This window comes from Azospirillum sp. ST 5-10 (assembly GCF_051225715.1).
GTDB lineage: Bacteria > Pseudomonadota > Alphaproteobacteria > Azospirillales > Azospirillaceae > Azospirillum.
The window spans coordinates 88657-106449 of sequence record NZ_JBPJSP010000023.1 but is presented as its reverse complement, the minus strand read 5'-3'; the positions used below and the strand labels follow the sequence as shown (position 1 = coordinate 106449).

Here is a 17793-nt window from a genome sequence, read left to right as displayed (position 1 = left end):
ATCATCGATCAGGGCGGGTATGGGTCTGTCACAGCCGATGGCGGTGGCGGTGGTGGCGGCGGCTATTTCGGCGGCGGTGGCGGGTCGCCGAGCCGTGGTGGTGGCGGTGGCAGCGGCTACATCGACGCCGCCCTATTCGACGGCGCCTTCGGGTCGGTGGCCGACAGCGACCGGCTGTCCACCTTCGGCAATCCGGGGAGAGACGGCATGGCCGTACTGATCCTGCCGTGACCGGCTCACTCAGGAGATAGATCGTGTCAAATGTATACTCCCGTCGCGGCGCCAATCCCGCCCCGCTGCCCTTTGCGATCCGGCTGTCGGATGGCCGGCTGCGCACCGATCCCACCACCTTCACGCCGGCGGAGATCGCCGACGCCGGCTATGTCGCGGCACCGGACCCGCCGGACTATGATCCGGCGACGCAGCACGCCCCATCCTGGACAGGCACCGCTTGGGCTCTGACCGACAAGACGCCGGAGGATCTGGTGGCAGAGCTGGCGGCGGCCAAAGCCGCTCGCAAGGAGGCTCTGGCCGAGCAGCGGTGGACGGTCGAGTGCGGCGGCATCACGGTAGGCGGGACGCGCATCGCGACCGATGATCGCTCCAAGCTCCTGCTCAACGGCAAGTATCGGGTGGCCGAGAAGTCTCCGGATGCTGGGCACCGCTGGAAGAGCGAGGATGGGACCGAGCTTGTTCTGACGAGCGCGCAGGTGATCGCCATCGGGGATGCCGTCGCGGATCACGTCCAGGCGTGCTTCGACCGAGAGCTGGACCTGATCGCCGCCATCGATGCCGCGACGACCGTGCAGGCTGTGGCCGCTGTGGCGATCGAGACCGGCTGGCCCTGAGCATCACCGCCAGTGGAGCCCGATTGTGACCCAGCCCCTCATTTGGCAGCTTTCGCACCGGAGCCGCTTTTCCAGTTGGCGCACGTTGATCTCCGGGCCGGCGCTGGCCAGCAGCGCGATCACCTCTATTCTCGCTGAGTGCCTGCAAGCCTGGCATGTCACCTCAACATCGGCCAATGGCCGAATGAGGTCGCGCACCCGCAGTGCGTAGAATGGGATGAGGCTGCGGCCCGCCGGCATGCATATTCTCGTTTTGTTCGCATCCGGAAGGGACAGTGGTTTTCGGCGCTCATGGTGTCAAGCTCGCTCCATCAATCCATCTGTCGCGGCCAGTCAAACCAAGCGCCGCGCTACATCGTCGAGGCGGACCCGGCGACGCTGCGCCGGCACCCGGAGCTCGACCCCCTCCTGGAGGCCGACGACCGCATCCACGTGCCGAAGCGGCCGTCGACCGTCACCGTCACCGGCGAGGTGCTGGCGGCGGCGACGCTCCAGTTCGTCGAGGGCAAGGCGCCGGAGGCGTACCTGCACGAGGCCGGCGGCGTCACGCGCTACGCCGACGAGGACCGGAGCTTCCTGATCCTGCCCAACGGCACCGCCCGGCCGCTGGCCCTGTCGTCGTGGAACCACACGATCGCCGCCGTCCCGCCGGGCACCACGCTGGTCGTGCCGCGCGACCCCAAGCCGTTCGAACTGCTGGGGATCGCCAAGGAGGTCGGGCCGCTGCTGGGCAATCTGGCGTTGATCGCCGCCTCGATCGCGGTGGTCGGGCGATGACCCGGCCGCTGCTCTCCGTCGTCACCGTGGTCCGCAACGACCGCGCCGGCCTGGCGGCGACCGCCGCCTCCTTGCGCGCCCAGCGCTGGCGCGGCTTCGAATGGCTGGTCGCCGACGGGGCGTCCGCCGACGGGACCGCCCAATGGCTGGCCGCCCACGCCGCGGACACGGCGTGGTGGCGGTCCGCCGCCGACGCCGGACCGTACGACGCCATGAACGCCGGGCTGGCGGCGGCCCGCGGCGACTGGGTCCTGTTCCTCAACGCCGGCGACACGCTGGCGGCGCCGGACACCCTGCGCCGTGTGGCCGCGGCACTCGACGCCGCGCCCCACGCCGATTTCCTCTACGCCGACGCGCTGGAACGCCTCCACGACGGCCGTATCCGTCGCAAGCCGGCCCGTTCGCACCGGCTCGCCGCGTTCGGCATGTTCACGCATCACCAGGCCATGCTCTACCGCCACCGGCTCGTCGCCCGCCTGCGCTTCGACACCCGCTGGACGATTGGCGCCGACTATGCGTTCACCCTGCACGCGCTGCGACGGGCACGCCGAGTCGAGCGTCTCCACTTTCCCCTCTGCGTCTTCGCCGGCGGCGGGCTGTCGCAGCGCCATGCCGCCGCCGGACGCGCCGATCAGGCCGCCATCCGGCGCGAGGTGTTGGGCTCCTCCCGTGCTTTTTGCCTGGGCATCTCGTTGTTGCAATGGGCAGCATTGATCCTGCGTCGTCGCTTCGCGCGGGTGTACGAGACACTTCGGTTCGGCAGCGCCGAAATTTAGTTGCTTTTGCAAAGCACGCCCTCGTGACCACGGAAACAACCGTTGATGCTGTCGAAAAGTTGCATCAAATTTGGTTTTTGAGCCAACAGTCCGGACCGCCGCGCGCCGCCGTCCAGCCAACGCCCGAGGCCCACCATGAGCGCATCCAGACCGAAACTTGCCGCTGCTCACACCTTGTCCCGCCGGGGCGAGGGCCCGAACCCCATCGACGTTCACGTCGGCGCCCGTCTGCGGTTGCGGCGAACCCTTCTCGGGCTCAGCCAGGAGAAGCTCGGCGAGGCGGTCGGCATCACCTTCCAGCAGTTGCAGAAGTACGAACGCGGCTCCAACCGCATCAGCGCCAGCCGCCTCTTCAATCTGGCGCAGGTGCTGAACGTGCCGGTGAGCTTCTTCTTCGACGACATGGGGCCGGGGGACGAGGTCGACAGCGCCGTCCCGCAACCGACGGAGACCGACGAGTTCGAGTCCATGGCGAAACGCGAAACGCTGGAGCTGGTGCGTGCCTATTACCGCATCGGCGACCCGTCCGTGCGCCGGCGCACCTTCGACCTCGTCAAGGCGCTGGGGGGTGAACTGCGTGAGCCGGCCGGAACCGAGGCCGACGCCGTCGCGGCGGACTGACGGCCGCTCAGCGCTCCCGCCGGACCGCCGCCTGACGGCGCGCCCGCATCTTGACGTCGACCTGCCAGTAATAGAAGGCGCGGGCCAGCGCGTGGTGGAGGCCGGCCATGCCGTCGAGGAGCCCCAGCCGCAGCACGTAGGCGTGCAGGAACACGGCAAGCGGGCGCAGCGGCAATCGGGCGAACAGCCGCTTCAGCCGGCGGCGGCCGCGGCTCTCCCGCATGATCAGCGCAGCCATCCGGCCGTCGCCGCGCAGGGCAGCCTCCCAATCGGAATAGCGGTTGTGACGCTCGAACCACGCCGACAGGGGCTTGTCGTCGGCGTGCCAGAGGGCTGCCCGCAGCCGCCCGACGGTGCCCTGCACCACCGGCTGGTAATGCCCTTCCACCTCGCCCATCGCCACGACGTCGAGGTCGTCCACCGCGGGAAAGGCGGCGCGGCGCCGGTCGAGCAGGGCCAGCTTGCGGTTGACCGCGCCGAAGCGCAGGCGGCGGCCGAGGAACACCGGCCGGCCGGTCACGAAATAGCCGTCATGGCGCGGGCCGGCCGCCATGACGGCGGCGATCTCCGTCACCAGCGCGTCGGTGAGCCGTTCGTCGGCGTCGACGAACAGCACCCAGTCCGCGGCGAAGGGCAGATGGTCGAGGCACCACTGCTTCTTGCGGGGGTGGCGGCCGTCCCAGCGGAAGGGCACGACGGTGGCGCCGCGGGCGGCGGCGATGGCGGGGGTGCCGTCGCTGCTGTCGGAATCGACGACGAACACCTGGAGAAAGGAGCGCAGCGGGGCCAGGCAGGCCGGCAGGTTGGCCGCCTCGTTGCGCGTCATCACGACGACGCTGACCGGGATCGGCCCGCTCACGATCCGCCCGGCCCGCCGTCCTGGCGGCCCGGCCGCGCGAAGGCGGCCCGCAGGTTGACCGTCAGCACGCCCAGGGCGACGCCGGCGGACAGCGCCGCCGTCAGCACCAGCAACGGATCGGGCCAGTCCGGCAGGCGCGCGGCGCTGGGCGGAGCGATGGGGTCGGCGGCGAACGGCAGGCCGATCTCGACGAGGAGCAGCACCCGCTCCTGCTCCGCCTTCAGCCCGTTGAGGGCGCTGCGCTGGTCGAGGTTGGTGACGCCGGCGGTGCGCCGCTCCAGATAGGCGATCTGGGCGGCGCTGCGCCGCGCCGCCTCGGCGCGCAGCTGGGCGTCGGCCGCCGCCGCCAGGCGGTGCAGGAGGTCGAGGGCGAACGCCCGGTCCTCGTGCCGCAGCGCCACCCGCCGCATCGGTCCGCCGTCGATCCGGTCGACCGTCACCAGACCTTGCAGGTGCCGCGCCACGACGACGGGATCCGGCTCGACCCAGTCGCTCCGGCCGGCCAGGGCCAGCAGCCACCGCCGCGCCGCGGGCACGGCGCCGGCCGGCGGCCGCCAGCGGCCGGCGCCGGCGTCCCAGCGCGCCGGGAACAGCCGGCGCGCCACCTCGGGATCGGCCATCAGCCGCTCGGCCACCGCCGGCGCGCCGAGCAGTTCGAGGAAGCGGGCGAAATCCGACAAGGTCTCCTCGCCGTTGCCCGGCTCGGCCAGACCGGCGGCGTCGACCCCGGTGAGCGGCATCCGCGCCCCCATGGCGGCGATGCCGGTGCGCGCCGTCGGGCCGAGCACCATGGTCGCCGTGTGCAGCGGCACCGTCAGGTTCAGCCACGCCAGCGCCAGGGCCACCGCCAACCCCGAGGTGGCGATCACGGTCGGCCACCCTGCGAGCAACGGACCGAGCAGCGCCCGCGCGTCCCCCGCCACGGCGATGCCGGCCGATGGACCGCGGCGCGCCACGTCCTGCGTCCACTCAGCCATGGCCGGCACTCCCGCCATGGGCCACGGCGCCGCGGGCGCGGCCACCCGGCCGGCGGACGGCGGCGGCGGCCAGGGAGTCGAAGCGGACGGCGGCGCGGTCGGCGTCCCATGCCGCGGCGGCGCGCCACGCCCGGCGGCCGTGCCGGGCCGTGAGAGCCGGATCGCCGGCGTAGCGCCGGACCGCGGCGGCGAGGCCGGCCCCGTCGCCCGGAGCCAGCACGGCGCCGCACCCCGCCTCTTGCACCGTGCGGGCCGCCTCGCTGCCGGGCGGCCCCAGGAACAGGCAGGGACGGCCGGCGGCCAGAACGCTCGCCACCTTGCAGGGGACCAGGAGGCCGGCAGCCCGCACGTCCATGGCCGCCAGGTGCAGGTCGGCGGCGGCCAGCGTCTCGGCGAGCCGCGCCGCCGGCTGGAACGGCAGCAGGCGCAGGTTCGGCAGAGCGCGCGCCGCCGCGGCCTCGGCCACCGCGGCATGGCCGCGCCCGTCGCCGATCACCAGGAATTCCGCCTCCGGCGTGCGGGCGGCCGCCTCGACGACGGCCGCGAGGGGATGCGCCAGGCCGATGTTGCCGCAGTAGGCAACGGCGAACCGGTCCCCCAGGCCGAGACGGCGGCGCAGGGGATTGCCGGTCCGCGGCTGCGGCCGGACCCGCGGATCGGCCCAGTTGGGCAGGACGGCGAGGCGCCGCGGTTCCACGCCGAGTCCCGCCAGCCGCGCCGCCATGCACCGGCCGATGGCGACGACGCCGGCGTGGCGACGCAGGGCCCGCGCCATGGCCGTTTCCGCAGCGGCCAGGAGCGGCCCCGGCACGTCGACGCCGAGCACCGGCAGCAGGGCCGGGAACAGGTCGTGGCACCAGTGCAGCGCCGCCCCGCCGTGGCGCGCCGCCAGCAGCGGCCCGGCGAGCGCCAGCAGCGGCGGGTCGGTCATGGTGACGACCACGTCGTGCCGCGGCAGGGTCAGGCCGCACGCCGTCAGGCGGGTGAGCGCCGCGGCATAACCGCGCGCCCCCGCCGTGCCGCCGCCCGTCCCCGTCCGCACCACCGCGACGCCGTCCGGGGCCTCCGCCGGCCCGCGCCCATCCGCCAGCACGCTCACGCGCCAGCCGGCGGCGGCCAAGCGGCCGGCCAAGTCGGCGAGGCAGCGCCCGGTCGCGCCGCGATCGGGTGGAAAGACACGGTTGATGAACAGAATGGACGGAGAGTCCGGCATGACCAGGCTCCGCGCACACGGGCATCACACGCAAGTATGCACAACCTCCCATGATCATTCCAGTCCCACGGGCCGCCGATCGCGACCCTCGACCTCGGCCGCCAACACCAGAAGGGTCATCAGAAGCCCGCAGTCCAGGTACTTGAAGGAGGTGTGCAGACCCAGGGACACCGCGAGCGGCGGCAGCACGGCCGCGGCGAGCGGCGGGTCGACCCGCAGCAGGCGCCGGACCGACGGCGCAAGGCTCGCCAGCCAGCCGGCCAGCGCGGCCACGCCCACCAGCCCGGCCTTCAGCAACGCGTAGCTCGCCAGCGTGTGGGTGTAGGGCACCCGCCAACCGCCGACCGCCGGATTGCTCAGCCGCGCGCCCCACCCCTCGCCCACCAGCAGGGACACCGGGCTGCGCGCCACCAGCTCCAGCACGGCCAGCGCCTCGCCGCCACGCGCATTGAGGCCGGCGGCCCGGCTCTTCTCCAGCGCCTGCCGGACGGCACCGAGCAGCAGGTCGTCGAGCGCCCAGACGACGGCCGTCGCCACCGCCAGCAGCGCCGCCAGCAGCCGCGGTGCCCGAGGCGCCCACCACAGGGCGACGCCGACCAGCGCCGCCACCGCCAAGCCCAGAGCCATGCGGTGGACGGCACCGGCCAGCGCCGCCAGGCAGAGCGCTCCCGCCGCCGCCAGCGCCGGCGCCATCAGCCGCTGCCACGGCGCGCCGTGCGCCAGCCACGCCAGGGCCATGGACGGCAGGGCCACCGCCGCGAACAGCACGGACGGCGCGTTGAGGAGATAGGCGTCGCCCTCCGGCATGGCCCGCGTCCCGACGGCGCCGAACCCCCACTCCATCTCGTGCCACCAGCGCAGGGCGAAGAGCACCCCGGCGGCGGCCAGGCCACCGCCCAGCATCGGCACCGCACGGGTCCGCAGCGGGCGCAGCCGCGGCACCAGCACGGCCGGCAGGAACAGAAACAGCACCGGCACGACGTCGCGCACCATCTGGCGCGCCTCCCAGCCCATCGCCGCGCCGCGCACCAGGGGCGGCCACAGCAGCGCGGCCAGGGCCGTCACCGCCACCGCCTCCCACGGCGCGCACGCTGCCCGGTGCAGCCCATGCCCCGTGACGACGGACAGGGGCCGCCGCGCGCCGACGGCGAGCAGCAGCGCCAGCGCCACCGCCGCCTCCGCCGCACCCACCGTGGCCGGCGCCGGCCTGCCGAACAGGCCGTAGAGCAGCAGCGCGCCGAGCAGGGCGAGGGCGTGCATCGGCGGCGTCCCCCGTGACGAACGGCTCCCCGGCAGGGTAGCAGGCGGCAGCACCCCTTGGAACGGAGCAACGGACAGGCTATTCCACCATTCCTACCGCACGGAGTGGAGCATGGGACGGAACGTCGAAGAGATCGGACTGCCGGGCACCCGGCTGGGGACGCGGCGCACGCTGACGGTGCACCGCTTCGGGCGCCCCGGCGCACGGCCGAAGGCCTACGTGCAGGCCGGCCTGCACGCCGACGAGATCCCCGGCATGCTGGTCGCCCACCACCTGATGCGCCGACTCGACGCGGCGCAGGCGGACGGCGCGCTGCTCGGCGAGGTGCTGGTGGTGCCCGTCGCCAACCCGGTCGGCCTGGCCCAGGTGGTGGCCGGTTCGCCGGTCGGGCGCTACGCCCTCGACGGCGACGGCAACTTCAACCGCGGCTTCGCCGATCTCGCCCCGGCCGCCGAGGAGCGCCTGCGCGGCGCTCTGGGCTCCGACGCCGGAGCCAACGTCGTCCGTGTCCGCGACGCTCTGCGCCACGCCCACGCGGCGCTCGCCCCGCACCCCGACGCCGGGGAGGTGGCGGCGCTGCGCCACACGCTGCTGGGCCTGGCGCTGGACGCCGACCTGGTGTTCGACCTGCACTGCGACATGGAGGCGGTGCCGCACGTCTACACCGGCGAGGCGCTGTGGCCCGCCGCCGCCGCCCTCGCCGCCGAGCTGGGGGCGCAGGCCGTGCTGCTGGCCCGCGAGTCCGGCGGCGTCCCGTTCGACGAGGCGTGCGCCGCGCCCTGGTGGAGCTTGGCCGAACGGCTGGGGACGGACGGCCCCGTCCCGCCGGCCTGCCTCGCCGCCACCGTGGAGCTGCGCGGCAAGGCCGACGTGGACGATTCCCTGGCGGCCGCCGACGCCGCGGCCCTGCTGCGGGTGCTGATGCGCCACGGCGTGGTGGCCGGCGATCCCGGGCCGCTGCGGGCGCCGCGCTGCGCCGCCACGCCGCTGAGCGGCCTCGACCGGCTGGTGGCCCCGGTGTCGGGGGTGATCTGCTTCCGCAAGGAGCCGGGAGACCCGGTACGAACCGGCGAGGTGGTGGCCGAGATCGTCGACCCGACGGCGGCCGACCCGACCGCGGCGCGCACGCCGCTGGCGGCGCGCACCGACGGCGTCCTGATGGCCCGCTCCAACCTCCGCTTCGCCGGTCGCGGCGACCTCGTCGCCTCGATCGCCGGGGCCGAGCCGCTGGCGCGGCGCGGCCACGGCCTGCTGTTCGACTGACCGCCCGCGGGAGACCGTGGCTCAGCCGTGGCTGGCCAGCACGGTCTCCACGTCGCCGCCGCTGCCGCGGCCGGGCAGCACGGCGTTGAGCAGGACGCCGATGATCGCCGACAGCGCCATGGACGAGACGACGAACCCCTCGGCGAAGCGCAGCTCGGCCCCGCCGATGCCGATCACCAGGATGGTCGAGGCGATCAGCAGGTTGCGCTTGTTGCCGAGGTCCACCTTGCCCTCGATCAGCGTGCGGATGCCCGAGGAGGCGATGACGCCGAACAGCGCGATCGACACGCCGCCCATCACCGCCGTCGGGATGGTCTGCAGGAAGGCGCTGAGCACGCCGACGAATCCAAGCACGATGGCGCACACGGCGGCCCCGGCGATCACCCAGGCGCTGAAGACGCGGGTGATCGCCATGACGCCGATGTTCTCGCCGTAGGTGGTGTTGGGCGGGCCGCCGACGAGCGCCGCGAGGCTGGTCGCCAGCCCGTCGCCCAGCAGCGTGCGGTGCAGGCCGGGCGAGGCCAGGAAGTTGCGGCCGACGACGCGGCTCAGCACGATCTGGTCGCCGATGTGCTCGGCTATGGTGACCAGCGCCACCGGGGCGACGATCAGGATGACCGCCAGCGGCGAGGCGCCCTCGCTCATGCCGGAGAAGAACAGGGCGAAGTCGGGGACCCGCAGCAGCGGCGCCTGGGTGACCGGCGAGACGTCGACCATGCCGGCCAGGGCGGCGCCGAGATAGCCGGTGAGGATGCCGAGGAGGATCGGCACCACGGTGAAGAATCCGCGCAGCACCAGCGAGTAGAAGAAGATCGCCCCCAGCGTGAACAGCGCCACCAGGAACTGCGCCAGGTCGTAGGGCCCGCCGGCCGCCGTGCCGGTCGCCATCTTCACCGCCACCCCGGCCAGCCCGAGGCCGATGACGACGATCACCGGCCCCACCACCACCGGCGGCAGCAGGTTGAACAGCCAGCGCACGCCGAACGCCTTGATCAGCCCGGCCACCGCCACGTAGACCAGCCCGGCGACGAAGGCGCCGAGCAGCGCCCCGCCCGGGCCGCCCACCGCCGAGGCGGCGACGATCGGCCCGATGAAGGCGAAGGAGGAGCCGAGATAGGCCGGCACCTTGAAGTTCGTGCAGGCAAGATAGACCAGCGTGCCGACGCCGCTGCTCACCAGCGCCACCGCCGGATTCAGCCCGGTGAGGATCGGCACCAGCACCGTCGCCCCGAACATGGCGAAGAGATGCTGCACGCTGAGCAGCACCAGGGTTCCGGGCGCCGGACGCTCGTGCACGTCCAGCACCCGATCGCGAGCGGCGGTCATGGTGTCTCCCCTGTCCCTGTCGTCGGTCGTTTGCGAGAGCCCTACCCGCTTCCGCCCGGCGCGTCAAACGCCGCGCGGGGTTTGCCCCCGGCCCGCGCCTGCGCTATTGAGGCCCATCCATCACGGAGGTTGTTGCACCCATGACCGATTGCCCCTGCGGTTCCGGCCGGGCCCTCGACGCCTGCTGCGGCCCCTACCTGTCGGGCGCGGCGCCGGCGCCGACGGCGGAAGCGCTGATGCGCTCGCGTTATTCCGCCTTCGCCACCGGCAACATCGACTATCTCGAGGACACGCTGCTGCCCGAGACGCGCGCCGACTTCGACCGGGCGCAGATCGCCGAGTGGGCCCAGAACAGCGAGTGGACGGGCCTCGAGGTGCGCTCCGTCGCCGACGGCGGCGAGGCCGATTCGGAAGGCGTGGTCGAGTTCGTCGCCCGCTTCCGCATGCAGGGCAAGGACTACGTCCACCACGAGACCGGCCGCTTCGCCAAGCGCGACGGCCGCTGGTGGTACGTGGACGGCGTCATGGGCCAGCGCCCGCGCAGCGCGCCCAAGGTCGGCCGCAACGATCCCTGCCCCTGCGGCAGCGGCAAGAAGTACAAGAAATGCTGCGGGGCGGCGGCCTGAGTCCACCGCCCGCCCCCCTTCCCGAAGCCCGGCCCCTCCCGCGAGGGGCCGGGCTTCGTCGTTTCGGGGCGGCCGCGGCGCGACCAAACGTCGCGCGGCGCTGTTGAGGCGGGGACCGGCGGGCCACATCGGAAGAGGCCGGGCCGCAGGGCGGCGGGCACGCCGACCGCCATCCGCCGATCCCGACCGAGGAGGCGCCCATGCCGTTTCGACAGGACCGCAGGCTCTGGATGTGGGCGGAGGCGGTCGAGCTGTTCGACCGGGCCGAACGGCTGCAGCGCCAGTTCTTCCGGCCGGCGACGCCGGGCACCGGCCGTGCCGCCTGGGTGCCGCCCGTCGATCTCTACGAGACCGACGACGAGGTCGTCGTCGTCGTCGCCCTGCCCGGCGTGGCGCCGCACCGGCTCGAGGTGGCGGTGGCCGACGGCGTGCTGCTGGTGGCGGGGGAGCGGCCGCTGCCGTGCGGCGGAGCCTGCGCCATCCACCGCCTGGAAATCCCCCACGGCCGGTTCGAACGACGGGTCGAGCTGCCGTCCGGCGCCTTCGAGGTGACCCGCCGCGACCTCGCCGACGGCTGCCTCGTCCTCGCACTGCGCAAGCTCGGCTGAGGGAGAGCCCACCATGAGCGACCGTCCCGACACGCCCGACACCGCCGACCGCACCCCCGACCTGCCGGCCGACGTGATGCCGATCGTCCCGGCCCGCAACCTCGTGCTGTTCCCGGCCCTGGTCACGCCGCTCACCGTCGGCCGCCAGCGGTCGATCGCCGCCGCCATGGCGGCGGCCCGCGGCGAACGGCCACTCGGCGTCGTGCTGCAGCGCGACCCCGCGGTGGACGACCCGACCGGCGCCGAACTGCACGAGGTCGGCACGGTGGCGAACGTGCTGCGCTACATGACCGCGTCGCCGACCGAGCATCACCTGGTCTGCCAGGGCGTGTCGCGCTTCCGCGTCGTCGAATGGGTCGGCGGCCATCCCTTCATGGCCGCCCGCGTCGAGCGCATCCCCGAGGAGGAGCCGGACACGCCGGAGGTCCGTGCCCATTTCCTAAACCTGCGCAATCTGGCGCTGGAGGCGCTCAACCTGCTGCCGGAGGCGCCGAAGGAGCTGCTGGCCGCCGTCCAGCGGATCGAGAGCGCCAGCGAACTGGCCGACATGACGGCCGCCTACATGGATCTGAAGGCGGCCGAAAAGCAGGAGATCCTGGAGACCTTCGACCTCACCGCGCGGCTCGACCGGGTGGCGCGGCTGCTCGCCGGCCGGCTGGAGGTGCTGCGCCTGACCCGCGACATCCGCGAGCGCACCCGCGAGTCGATCGACGAGCGCCAGCGCGAATACATGCTGCGCGAACAGCTCCGCACGATCCAGAAGGAACTCGGCGAGGGCGACGAGGCCCGCCAGGCCGAGATCGCCGAGCTGCGCGAGGCCCTGGACCGGGCGGGCATGCCGCCCGATGCGCGCGAGCAGGCGGACAAGGAGCTGCGCCGGCTGGAGCGCATGCCGGACACGGCGGCCGAGTACTCGATGATCCGCACCTATCTCGACTGGTTGACCGAACTGCCGTGGTCGCGGCTGTCGGAAGGGACCATCGACGTCGGCGAGGCCCGCCGCATCCTCGACGAGGACCATTTCGGGCTGGAGACGGTGAAGCGCCGCATCCTGGAGTTCCTCGCCGTGCGCAAGCTGAACCCGGAGGGGCGCAGCCCGATCCTGTGCTTCGTCGGCCCGCCGGGCGTGGGCAAGACGTCGCTGGGGCAGTCCATCGCCCGGGCGACCGGACGCGCCTTCGCCCGGGTGGCGCTGGGCGGCGTGCACGACGAGTCGGAGATCCGCGGCCACCGCCGCACCTACGTCGGCGCCCTGCCCGGCACCATCGTCCAGAGCATCCGCAAGGCCGGCACGCGCGACTGCGTGATGATGCTGGACGAAGTGGACAAGCTGGGCCAGGGGTTCCACGGCGATCCCTCGGCGGCGCTGCTGGAGGTGCTGGACCCCGAGCAGAACGGCACCTTCCGCGACGCCTATCTCGGCGTTCCGTTCGACCTGTCGCGGGTGATGTTCATCGCCACCGCCAACGTCCTCGACACCATCCCCGGCCCCCTGCGCGACCGCCTGGAGATCATCGAACTGGCCGGCTACACCGAGGACGAGAAGCTGGAGATCGCCCGGCGCTACCTGGTGCCGCGGCAGATCGCCGCCAACGGGCTGACGCCGGAGCGGATCGACATCCCCGACGAGACGCTGCGCGCCATCATCCGCGACCACACCCGCGAGGCCGGCAACCGCAACCTGGAACGGCGGATCGGCGCGGTGTGCCGCGCCGTCGCCATGCGCGTCGCCGAGGGCCGGGCCGAGCGGGTGCGGGTCGACGCCGACGAACTGCGGGCCATCCTCGGACCGCCGCGCTACGAGAACGAGGTGGCGATGCGCACGGCGGTGCCGGGCGTGGCGACCGGCCTGGCCTGGACGCCGGTGGGCGGCGACATCCTGTTCATCGAGGCGACCCGCTTCCCCGGTTCCGGCCGGCTGATCCTGACCGGCCAGCTCGGCGACGTCATGAAGGAAAGCGCCCAGGCGGCACTCAGCCTGGTCAAGACGCGGGCGGAGGAGCTGGGCGTCGCGGCCGAGACGCTGGAGAAGAGCGACGTCCACGTCCACGTCCCGGCCGGCGCCATCCCCAAGGACGGGCCGTCGGCCGGGGTGGCGATGTTCATGGCCCTGGTGTCGCTGCTGACCGGCCGCTGCATCCGCTCCGACACGGCGATGACCGGCGAGATCAGCCTGCGCGGGCTGGTCCTGCCGGTGGGCGGCATCAAGGAGAAGGTGGTGGCCGCCCAGCGCGCCGGCCTGCGCACGGTGATGCTGCCGGCGCGCAACCGCCGCGACTGGGACGACATCCCCGCCGCCGCCCGCGACCGCCTGGACTTCGTCTGGCTGGAGCGGGTCGACGAGGCCGTCGCGGCGGCGCTGGAGCCGCCGGCGGCGGAGCGGGGCAAGCGGCGGGCGGGGTGACGGGCCGACGGCCCGCCCCGGTCACCGCGGCCCGAGGACCATGATCATCTGGCGGCCTTCCAGCTTGGGCATCTGCTCGACCTTGGCCAGCCCGTCGAGGTGGTCGCGCACCCGCATCAGCACGTTCATGCCGATGTCCTGGTGCGCCATCTCGCGCCCGCGGAAGCGCATGGTCACCTTGACCTTGTCGCCCTCCTCCAGGAAACGCGTCGCCGCCCGCATCTTCACGTCGTAGTCGTGATCGTCGATGTTCGGGCGCATCTTGACCTCTTTGAGCTCGATGGTCTTCTGCCGCTTGCGCGCCTCGTTGGCCTTCTTCTGCTCCTCGAACTTGAACTTGCCGTAGTCGAGGATCTTGCAGACCGGCGGCTCCGCCTGGGGCGCCACCTCGACGAGGTCGAGCTCGGCGTCGGCGGCGGCGTCGAACGCCTCGCGCAGCGGCACGACGCCGATCATCGCGCCGTCGGCACCGACGAGGCGCACCATGCGCGCCGTGATCTCCCGGTTGAGTCGCGGGCCTTCGCGGACCGGGTCCTTGTCGTAGAGCTTGGCTATGTCACCCTCCTGTGTCGATGTCACCTGTGTCGACGGTGCCTGCGTCGATGCCGTCGGCGGTCCCGGGCGCGCCATGGCGGCCCAGGGAGAAATGGCGCCGCACCGCGCGGCAGGCGTCGCTGCCCGCGGTGAACTCGCGGCACACCAGCGGCCGGTCGGCGTAGACGCGGCACCATACGCCCTCGCCGATCACCCCCGCCAGCGCCGCGCAGCGGTCGCCATCGCAGCGCATGCGGCCCGCCTCCGTGAGGTGGTCGGGAATGCCGTCGCCATCGTGCGGGCCGATGAAGGCCGGCCATTCCCAGGAGTACGCGCAACACGCCCCGCACGCCTCGCAGTCCGGGACCGCGTCCCCATCGGCTTCCGCCACCGCACCTCCCGCCGTCCGTTCCCCCCAACATGGGCATCCGGTCACAAAAAATCCATAGGACCGGCCCGCCGCCGGTCGTCGGCCATCGTCGGCCGTCTTCGGGCGCCCGCAGACCCCTCCGGGAAGATTCATTGGGGTTAACGGAGAAATCGCGATTGCCTCCGACGGCTTTTACATGCATCGTCATGGAGGCCGCTTCGACGTGAGGCGGCGATGTCAGCGTTTCATGGACCTTCGATGTACGATCGCCAGCCGCGCGGCGGTTTCCGCGCCTCTGCCCCCGAGATCACCCAGCGCAACGTGACCGCCACGGTGAAGTGGTACAACCCCGACAAGGGGTTCGGCTTCGTCACCCCGGAAGATGGATCGCCCGACGCGTTCCTGCACGCGTCCGCCGTCCAGTTCTCCGGCCACGATGCATTGCCCGAGGGCACGACTGTCGTGTGCGACCTGTCGCGCGGCCCCAAGGGCCCGCAGGTGGCCGCCCTCCACTCCGTCGACACCTCGACCGCGACCGGTGACCGTCCGCGCAGCGGCGGTGCCCGCAGCGGCGGCGGCTTCGGCGGCCAGCGCCGCAGCGGCGGCTGGGACGACAACAGCTACGGCTCCGACGCGGGCGGCGAGGTCGTCGACGGCACCGTGAAGTGGTTCAACGCCACCAAGGGCTTCGGCTTCATCGCCCCGGACAGCGGCGGCAAGGACGTGTTCGTCCACGTCAAGGCCATCGAGCGCTCCGGCCTCACCAGCCTGTCGGACGGCGAGCGCGTGCGCATCACCGTGCGCCAGGGCATGAAGGGTCCCGAGGCGGCGCGCGTCGAGCTCGCCTGATCCGACGGACACCCGACGGCTGCCGCGCGCCGGACCGGTCCGGCGGCGGTAGCGTTCGGCCGCACGGCGGAAGCCGGCGCAGTGTCCGCATGCTTGCGGTGTCCGCGTGTTTCGGCGGGGCGGCTTCGGCCGCCCCGTTTCGTTTCGAAACGGCGCAGATCGCCCTTGGCGCCCCACCCGAAAACGCCATCTAATGATTCGGGGACGGGATGGTTGGCGCCACCCCCGATCCCTGAACCCTCCGCGGACCCCGCGGCGGCACGAAAAGGCGTCCGGGGGAGGAGTCGAGCTGATCGGGCACTATGATCCGACGCTCGTTCTGCTGTCCGTCCTGCTGGCGGTCCAGGGGGCCTATGTCAGCCTCGTGCTCGCCCGCAACCTGGCGGCGGAGACGGGATTGCGGCGCCGGCTGACGCTGGCGGGGGCGGCGTTCGTCCTCGGCACCGGCATCTGGACGATGCACTTCGTCGGCATGCTGGCCCTCAAGCTCCCCGTCGCGATCCAGTACGACCCGCTGCTCACCCTGGTGTCGGCCCTGGCGGCGATCCTCGCGGTCGGCGTGTCGGTGGTGCTGGTCGCCTCCCGCCCCAGCGGGCCGTCGGGCGTGGCGCTGGCCTCGATCGCCATGGGGCTGGGCATCGCCACCATGCACTATCTCGGCATGGCGGCGATCAGCGTGCACGGCCACATGCACCACGACGCGGCGACCGTCGCCCTGTCCGTCGCGATCGCCGTCGTCGCCGCGTTCCTGTCGCTGTGGCTGACGTTCGGCAGCGGACGCAAGCCGCCCCTGGTCCTGGCCGCGGTCGCCATGGCGCTCGCCATCTCCGGCATGCACTACACCGCCATGTGGGCGGTCACCTTCTCCGCCCCACTCGACGCCGCGGGACCGCCGCCCGCCTCCCCGGCCCTGCCGGCGGAAGGTCTGGCCATGGTCGTCGCGGTGGTGGCGTTCCTCATCTCCTCGGCCTTCCTGCTGGCCCTCGTGCCGGAAGGACGGGCCGCCCCCGAGTCGGCCGGCGCCCGCCCGCTGCCGGCTCCCGTCGTGCCCCCGGCCGGCCCCGCGGCCGACGACCGCATCCCGGCGCTGCGCAACGGGGCGACCGTGCTGCTGCGGCCGAGCGCCATCCTCTACGTGTCGGCCGACGCCCACTACACGCATCTGTTCGACGGCACCGACACCTATTTCTGCAGCCTCTCCATCTCCGATCTCGAACGCCGCCTCGATCCGGCGCGGTTCCTGCGGGTCCACCGCAGCCACATCGTCTGCAAGGCCGCCATCGCCGACTTCCGCCGTCTCGGCAGCCACGGCCTGGTGCGCCTGGCCTGCACGCCGCCCCGCGAGGTGCCGGTCAGCCGCGGCCGCATCCTGTCGGTGCAGCAGGCGCTGGGCGTCTGAGCCGGCGGAGCGGACGCCGCCCGGCGCGTCCGACGCCCTTGCCGGACGTGCCGCATGGGCGTACGCGTACACCCTGGGATGCCGTTCGTTCGTTCGTGCAGCCGGCCTGCCCGTTCGTGCAGCGGCGATCCCGGCCTCCTCCTCCCGGCGCGATAATCGGTGCAACAAGCAATGCGCCGACCCATCCAAACGGCGCGCCAGGAGGAGGAGGCAACAGGTGATCCCCGGACGATACGACTATCACCGGCCGGCGAGCGTGGCGGAGGCGGTCTCCCTGCTCGCCAGCCTCGGCGAGGACGCCCGCGTCCTGGCCGGCGGCCACAGCCTGATCCCGATGATGAAGCTGCGCCTCGCCCAGCCGACGGCGCTCGTCGACATCGCGCGCATTCCGGACCTCCGGACGATCCGCCGCGACGGCGACGCCCTGGTGGTCGGCGCCGCGGTGACGCAGCAGGAGCTGATCGCCTCCGACCTGCTGGCCGCAGCCTGCCCGATCCTCAGCGAGGCGGCGCAGACGATCGCCGATCCGCAGGTGCGCGCCTGCGGCACAGTGGGCGGGAACGTGGCCAACGGCGATCCCGGCAACGACCTCCCCGCGCTGATGCAGTGCCTGGATGCGACGTACACGGCGGTCGGCCCCGCCGGCACGCGCAGCCTGCCGGCCCGCACCTTCTACGAGGGGGCGTACGCCACCGCGCTCCGGCCCGGCGAGATCGTCACCGAGGTGCGCATCCCCACCCCGCCGGTCGGCCACGGCTGGGCCTACGAGAAGCTGAAGCGCAAGGTCGGCGACTACGCCACCGCGGCGGCGGCCGTCGTGCTCACCCGCTCCGGCGGCGCCATCGCCACGGCCGCGGTGGCGTTGACCAACCTCGGCGACACGCCCCTGTTCGCCGAGGCCGCCGGCGACGCCCTGGTCGGCACGGCCGGCGACGCGGCCGCCGCGGCCCGGGCGGCGGAGATCGCCGGCTCCGTGATGGCGCCGGCCAGCGACGGCCGCGGGCCGGCCGAGTACCGCACCGCCGCCGGCGCCGTCATCGTCCGCCGCGCCATCGCCAAGGCCCTGTCCCGCGCCGCCTGAG

General features: G+C 73.1%; 19 protein-coding genes. 12 read left to right on the top strand and 7 right to left on the bottom strand.

Going from position 1 to position 17793, the window contains the following annotated elements; translation table 11 throughout:
- From ACSBPG_RS22585 to ACSBPG_RS22565, 5 genes are all read left to right on the top strand, one after another.
- Positions 1-231 (top strand): hypothetical protein (locus ACSBPG_RS22585; RefSeq protein ID WP_435539474.1); only part of this gene is annotated, 231 nt, incomplete at its 5' end.
- Between the two features lie 23 nt (positions 232-254).
- Positions 255-848, top strand: coding sequence for a DUF4376 domain-containing protein (locus ACSBPG_RS22580; RefSeq protein ID WP_435539473.1), 594 nt, complete (start codon positions 255-257; stop codon positions 846-848).
- 291 nt (positions 849-1139) lie between these two features.
- Positions 1140-1625 (top strand): capsule biosynthesis GfcC family protein, encoded by a 486-nt coding sequence (locus ACSBPG_RS22575; protein ID WP_435539472.1) that lies wholly within the window; start codon positions 1140-1142, stop codon positions 1623-1625.
- Positions 1622-2401, top strand: a complete 780-nt coding sequence (locus ACSBPG_RS22570; protein ID WP_435539471.1) for a glycosyltransferase family 2 protein — start codon at positions 1622-1624, stop codon at positions 2399-2401. Before ACSBPG_RS22575 ends, ACSBPG_RS22570 begins: the two co-directional genes overlap by 4 nt.
- A 135-nt stretch (positions 2402-2536) precedes the next feature.
- A complete protein-coding gene (locus ACSBPG_RS22565) occupies positions 2537-3022 on the top strand; it encodes a helix-turn-helix domain-containing protein (protein WP_435539470.1) in 486 nt (161 codons plus the stop codon).
- A gap of 7 nt (positions 3023-3029) precedes the next feature.
- On the opposite strand, the gene ACSBPG_RS22560 is transcribed toward ACSBPG_RS22565, so the two are convergent.
- The 4 genes from ACSBPG_RS22560 to ACSBPG_RS22545 are packed head-to-tail and all read right to left on the bottom strand — an operon-like array spanning position 3030 to position 7331.
- Positions 3030-3881, bottom strand: a complete 852-nt coding sequence (locus ACSBPG_RS22560) for a glycosyltransferase family 2 protein (RefSeq protein ID WP_435539469.1) — start codon at positions 3879-3881, stop codon at positions 3030-3032.
- A complete protein-coding gene (locus ACSBPG_RS22555) occupies positions 3878-4858 on the bottom strand; it encodes a hypothetical protein (RefSeq protein ID WP_435539468.1) in 981 nt (326 codons plus the stop codon). Before ACSBPG_RS22555 ends, ACSBPG_RS22560 begins: the two co-directional genes overlap by 4 nt.
- Positions 4851-6071: a glycosyltransferase gene (locus ACSBPG_RS22550; protein ID WP_435539467.1), complete on the bottom strand. Its 1221-nt coding sequence runs from the start codon at positions 6069-6071 to the stop codon at positions 4851-4853. Before ACSBPG_RS22550 ends, ACSBPG_RS22555 begins: the two co-directional genes overlap by 8 nt.
- A 54-nt stretch (positions 6072-6125) precedes the next feature.
- On the bottom strand, positions 6126-7331 hold the full coding sequence (locus ACSBPG_RS22545) for a hypothetical protein (RefSeq protein ID WP_435539466.1): 1206 nt from the start codon (positions 7329-7331) through the stop codon (positions 6126-6128).
- A gap of 112 nt (positions 7332-7443) precedes the next feature.
- Between ACSBPG_RS22545 and ACSBPG_RS22540 the strand changes: the two genes are divergently transcribed.
- Entirely contained in the window at positions 7444-8595 is a 1152-nt protein-coding gene (locus ACSBPG_RS22540) for a succinylglutamate desuccinylase/aspartoacylase family protein (protein WP_435539465.1), read from the top strand.
- Between the two features lie 21 nt (positions 8596-8616).
- Here the strand turns inward: ACSBPG_RS22540 and ACSBPG_RS22535 are convergent, their stop codons facing one another.
- Entirely contained in the window at positions 8617-9921 is a 1305-nt protein-coding gene (locus ACSBPG_RS22535) for a solute carrier family 23 protein (protein WP_435539464.1), read from the bottom strand.
- A 140-nt stretch (positions 9922-10061) separates the two neighbouring features.
- Between ACSBPG_RS22535 and ACSBPG_RS22530 the strand changes: the two genes are divergently transcribed.
- From ACSBPG_RS22530 to lon, 3 genes are all read left to right on the top strand, one after another.
- Positions 10062-10547: a YchJ family protein gene (locus ACSBPG_RS22530; protein WP_435539463.1), complete on the top strand. Its 486-nt coding sequence runs from the start codon at positions 10062-10064 to the stop codon at positions 10545-10547.
- 200 nt (positions 10548-10747) lie between these two features.
- Positions 10748-11155 (top strand): Hsp20/alpha crystallin family protein, encoded by a 408-nt coding sequence (locus ACSBPG_RS22525; RefSeq protein ID WP_435539462.1) that lies wholly within the window; start codon positions 10748-10750, stop codon positions 11153-11155.
- A gap of 13 nt (positions 11156-11168) precedes the next feature.
- Positions 11169-13559 (top strand): endopeptidase La, encoded by a 2391-nt coding sequence (gene lon, locus ACSBPG_RS22520; RefSeq protein ID WP_435539461.1) that lies wholly within the window; start codon positions 11169-11171, stop codon positions 13557-13559.
- Between the two features lie 21 nt (positions 13560-13580).
- Here lon and infC read toward each other — a convergent pair whose 3' ends face one another.
- Complete coding sequence (gene infC / locus ACSBPG_RS22515; protein WP_435539476.1) at positions 13581-14114, bottom strand: translation initiation factor IF-3; 534 nt, start codon at positions 14112-14114, stop codon at positions 13581-13583.
- Between the two features lies 1 nt (position 14115).
- Entirely contained in the window at positions 14116-14484 is a 369-nt protein-coding gene (locus ACSBPG_RS22510; RefSeq protein WP_435539460.1) for a YkgJ family cysteine cluster protein, read from the bottom strand.
- Between the two features lie 237 nt (positions 14485-14721).
- On the opposite strand from ACSBPG_RS22510, the gene ACSBPG_RS22505 reads away from it, so the two are divergent.
- The 3 genes from ACSBPG_RS22505 (at position 14722) to ACSBPG_RS22495 (ending at position 17792) form a co-directional block, all read left to right on the top strand.
- Positions 14722-15312 carry a cold-shock protein gene (locus ACSBPG_RS22505; protein WP_435539459.1) on the top strand — a complete coding sequence of 197 codons (591 nt, stop codon included), beginning with the start codon at positions 14722-14724 and terminating at the stop codon, positions 15310-15312.
- A gap of 364 nt (positions 15313-15676) precedes the next feature.
- Positions 15677-16711 (top strand): MHYT domain-containing protein, encoded by a 1035-nt coding sequence (locus ACSBPG_RS22500; protein WP_435539458.1) that lies wholly within the window; start codon positions 15677-15679, stop codon positions 16709-16711.
- A gap of 217 nt (positions 16712-16928) precedes the next feature.
- The gene (locus ACSBPG_RS22495; RefSeq protein ID WP_435539457.1) at positions 16929-17792 is read left to right on the top strand and encodes an FAD binding domain-containing protein; all 864 of its coding nucleotides are present in this window, start codon (positions 16929-16931) and stop codon (positions 17790-17792) included.
- The last annotated feature ends 1 nt before the right edge of the window (position 17793 follow it).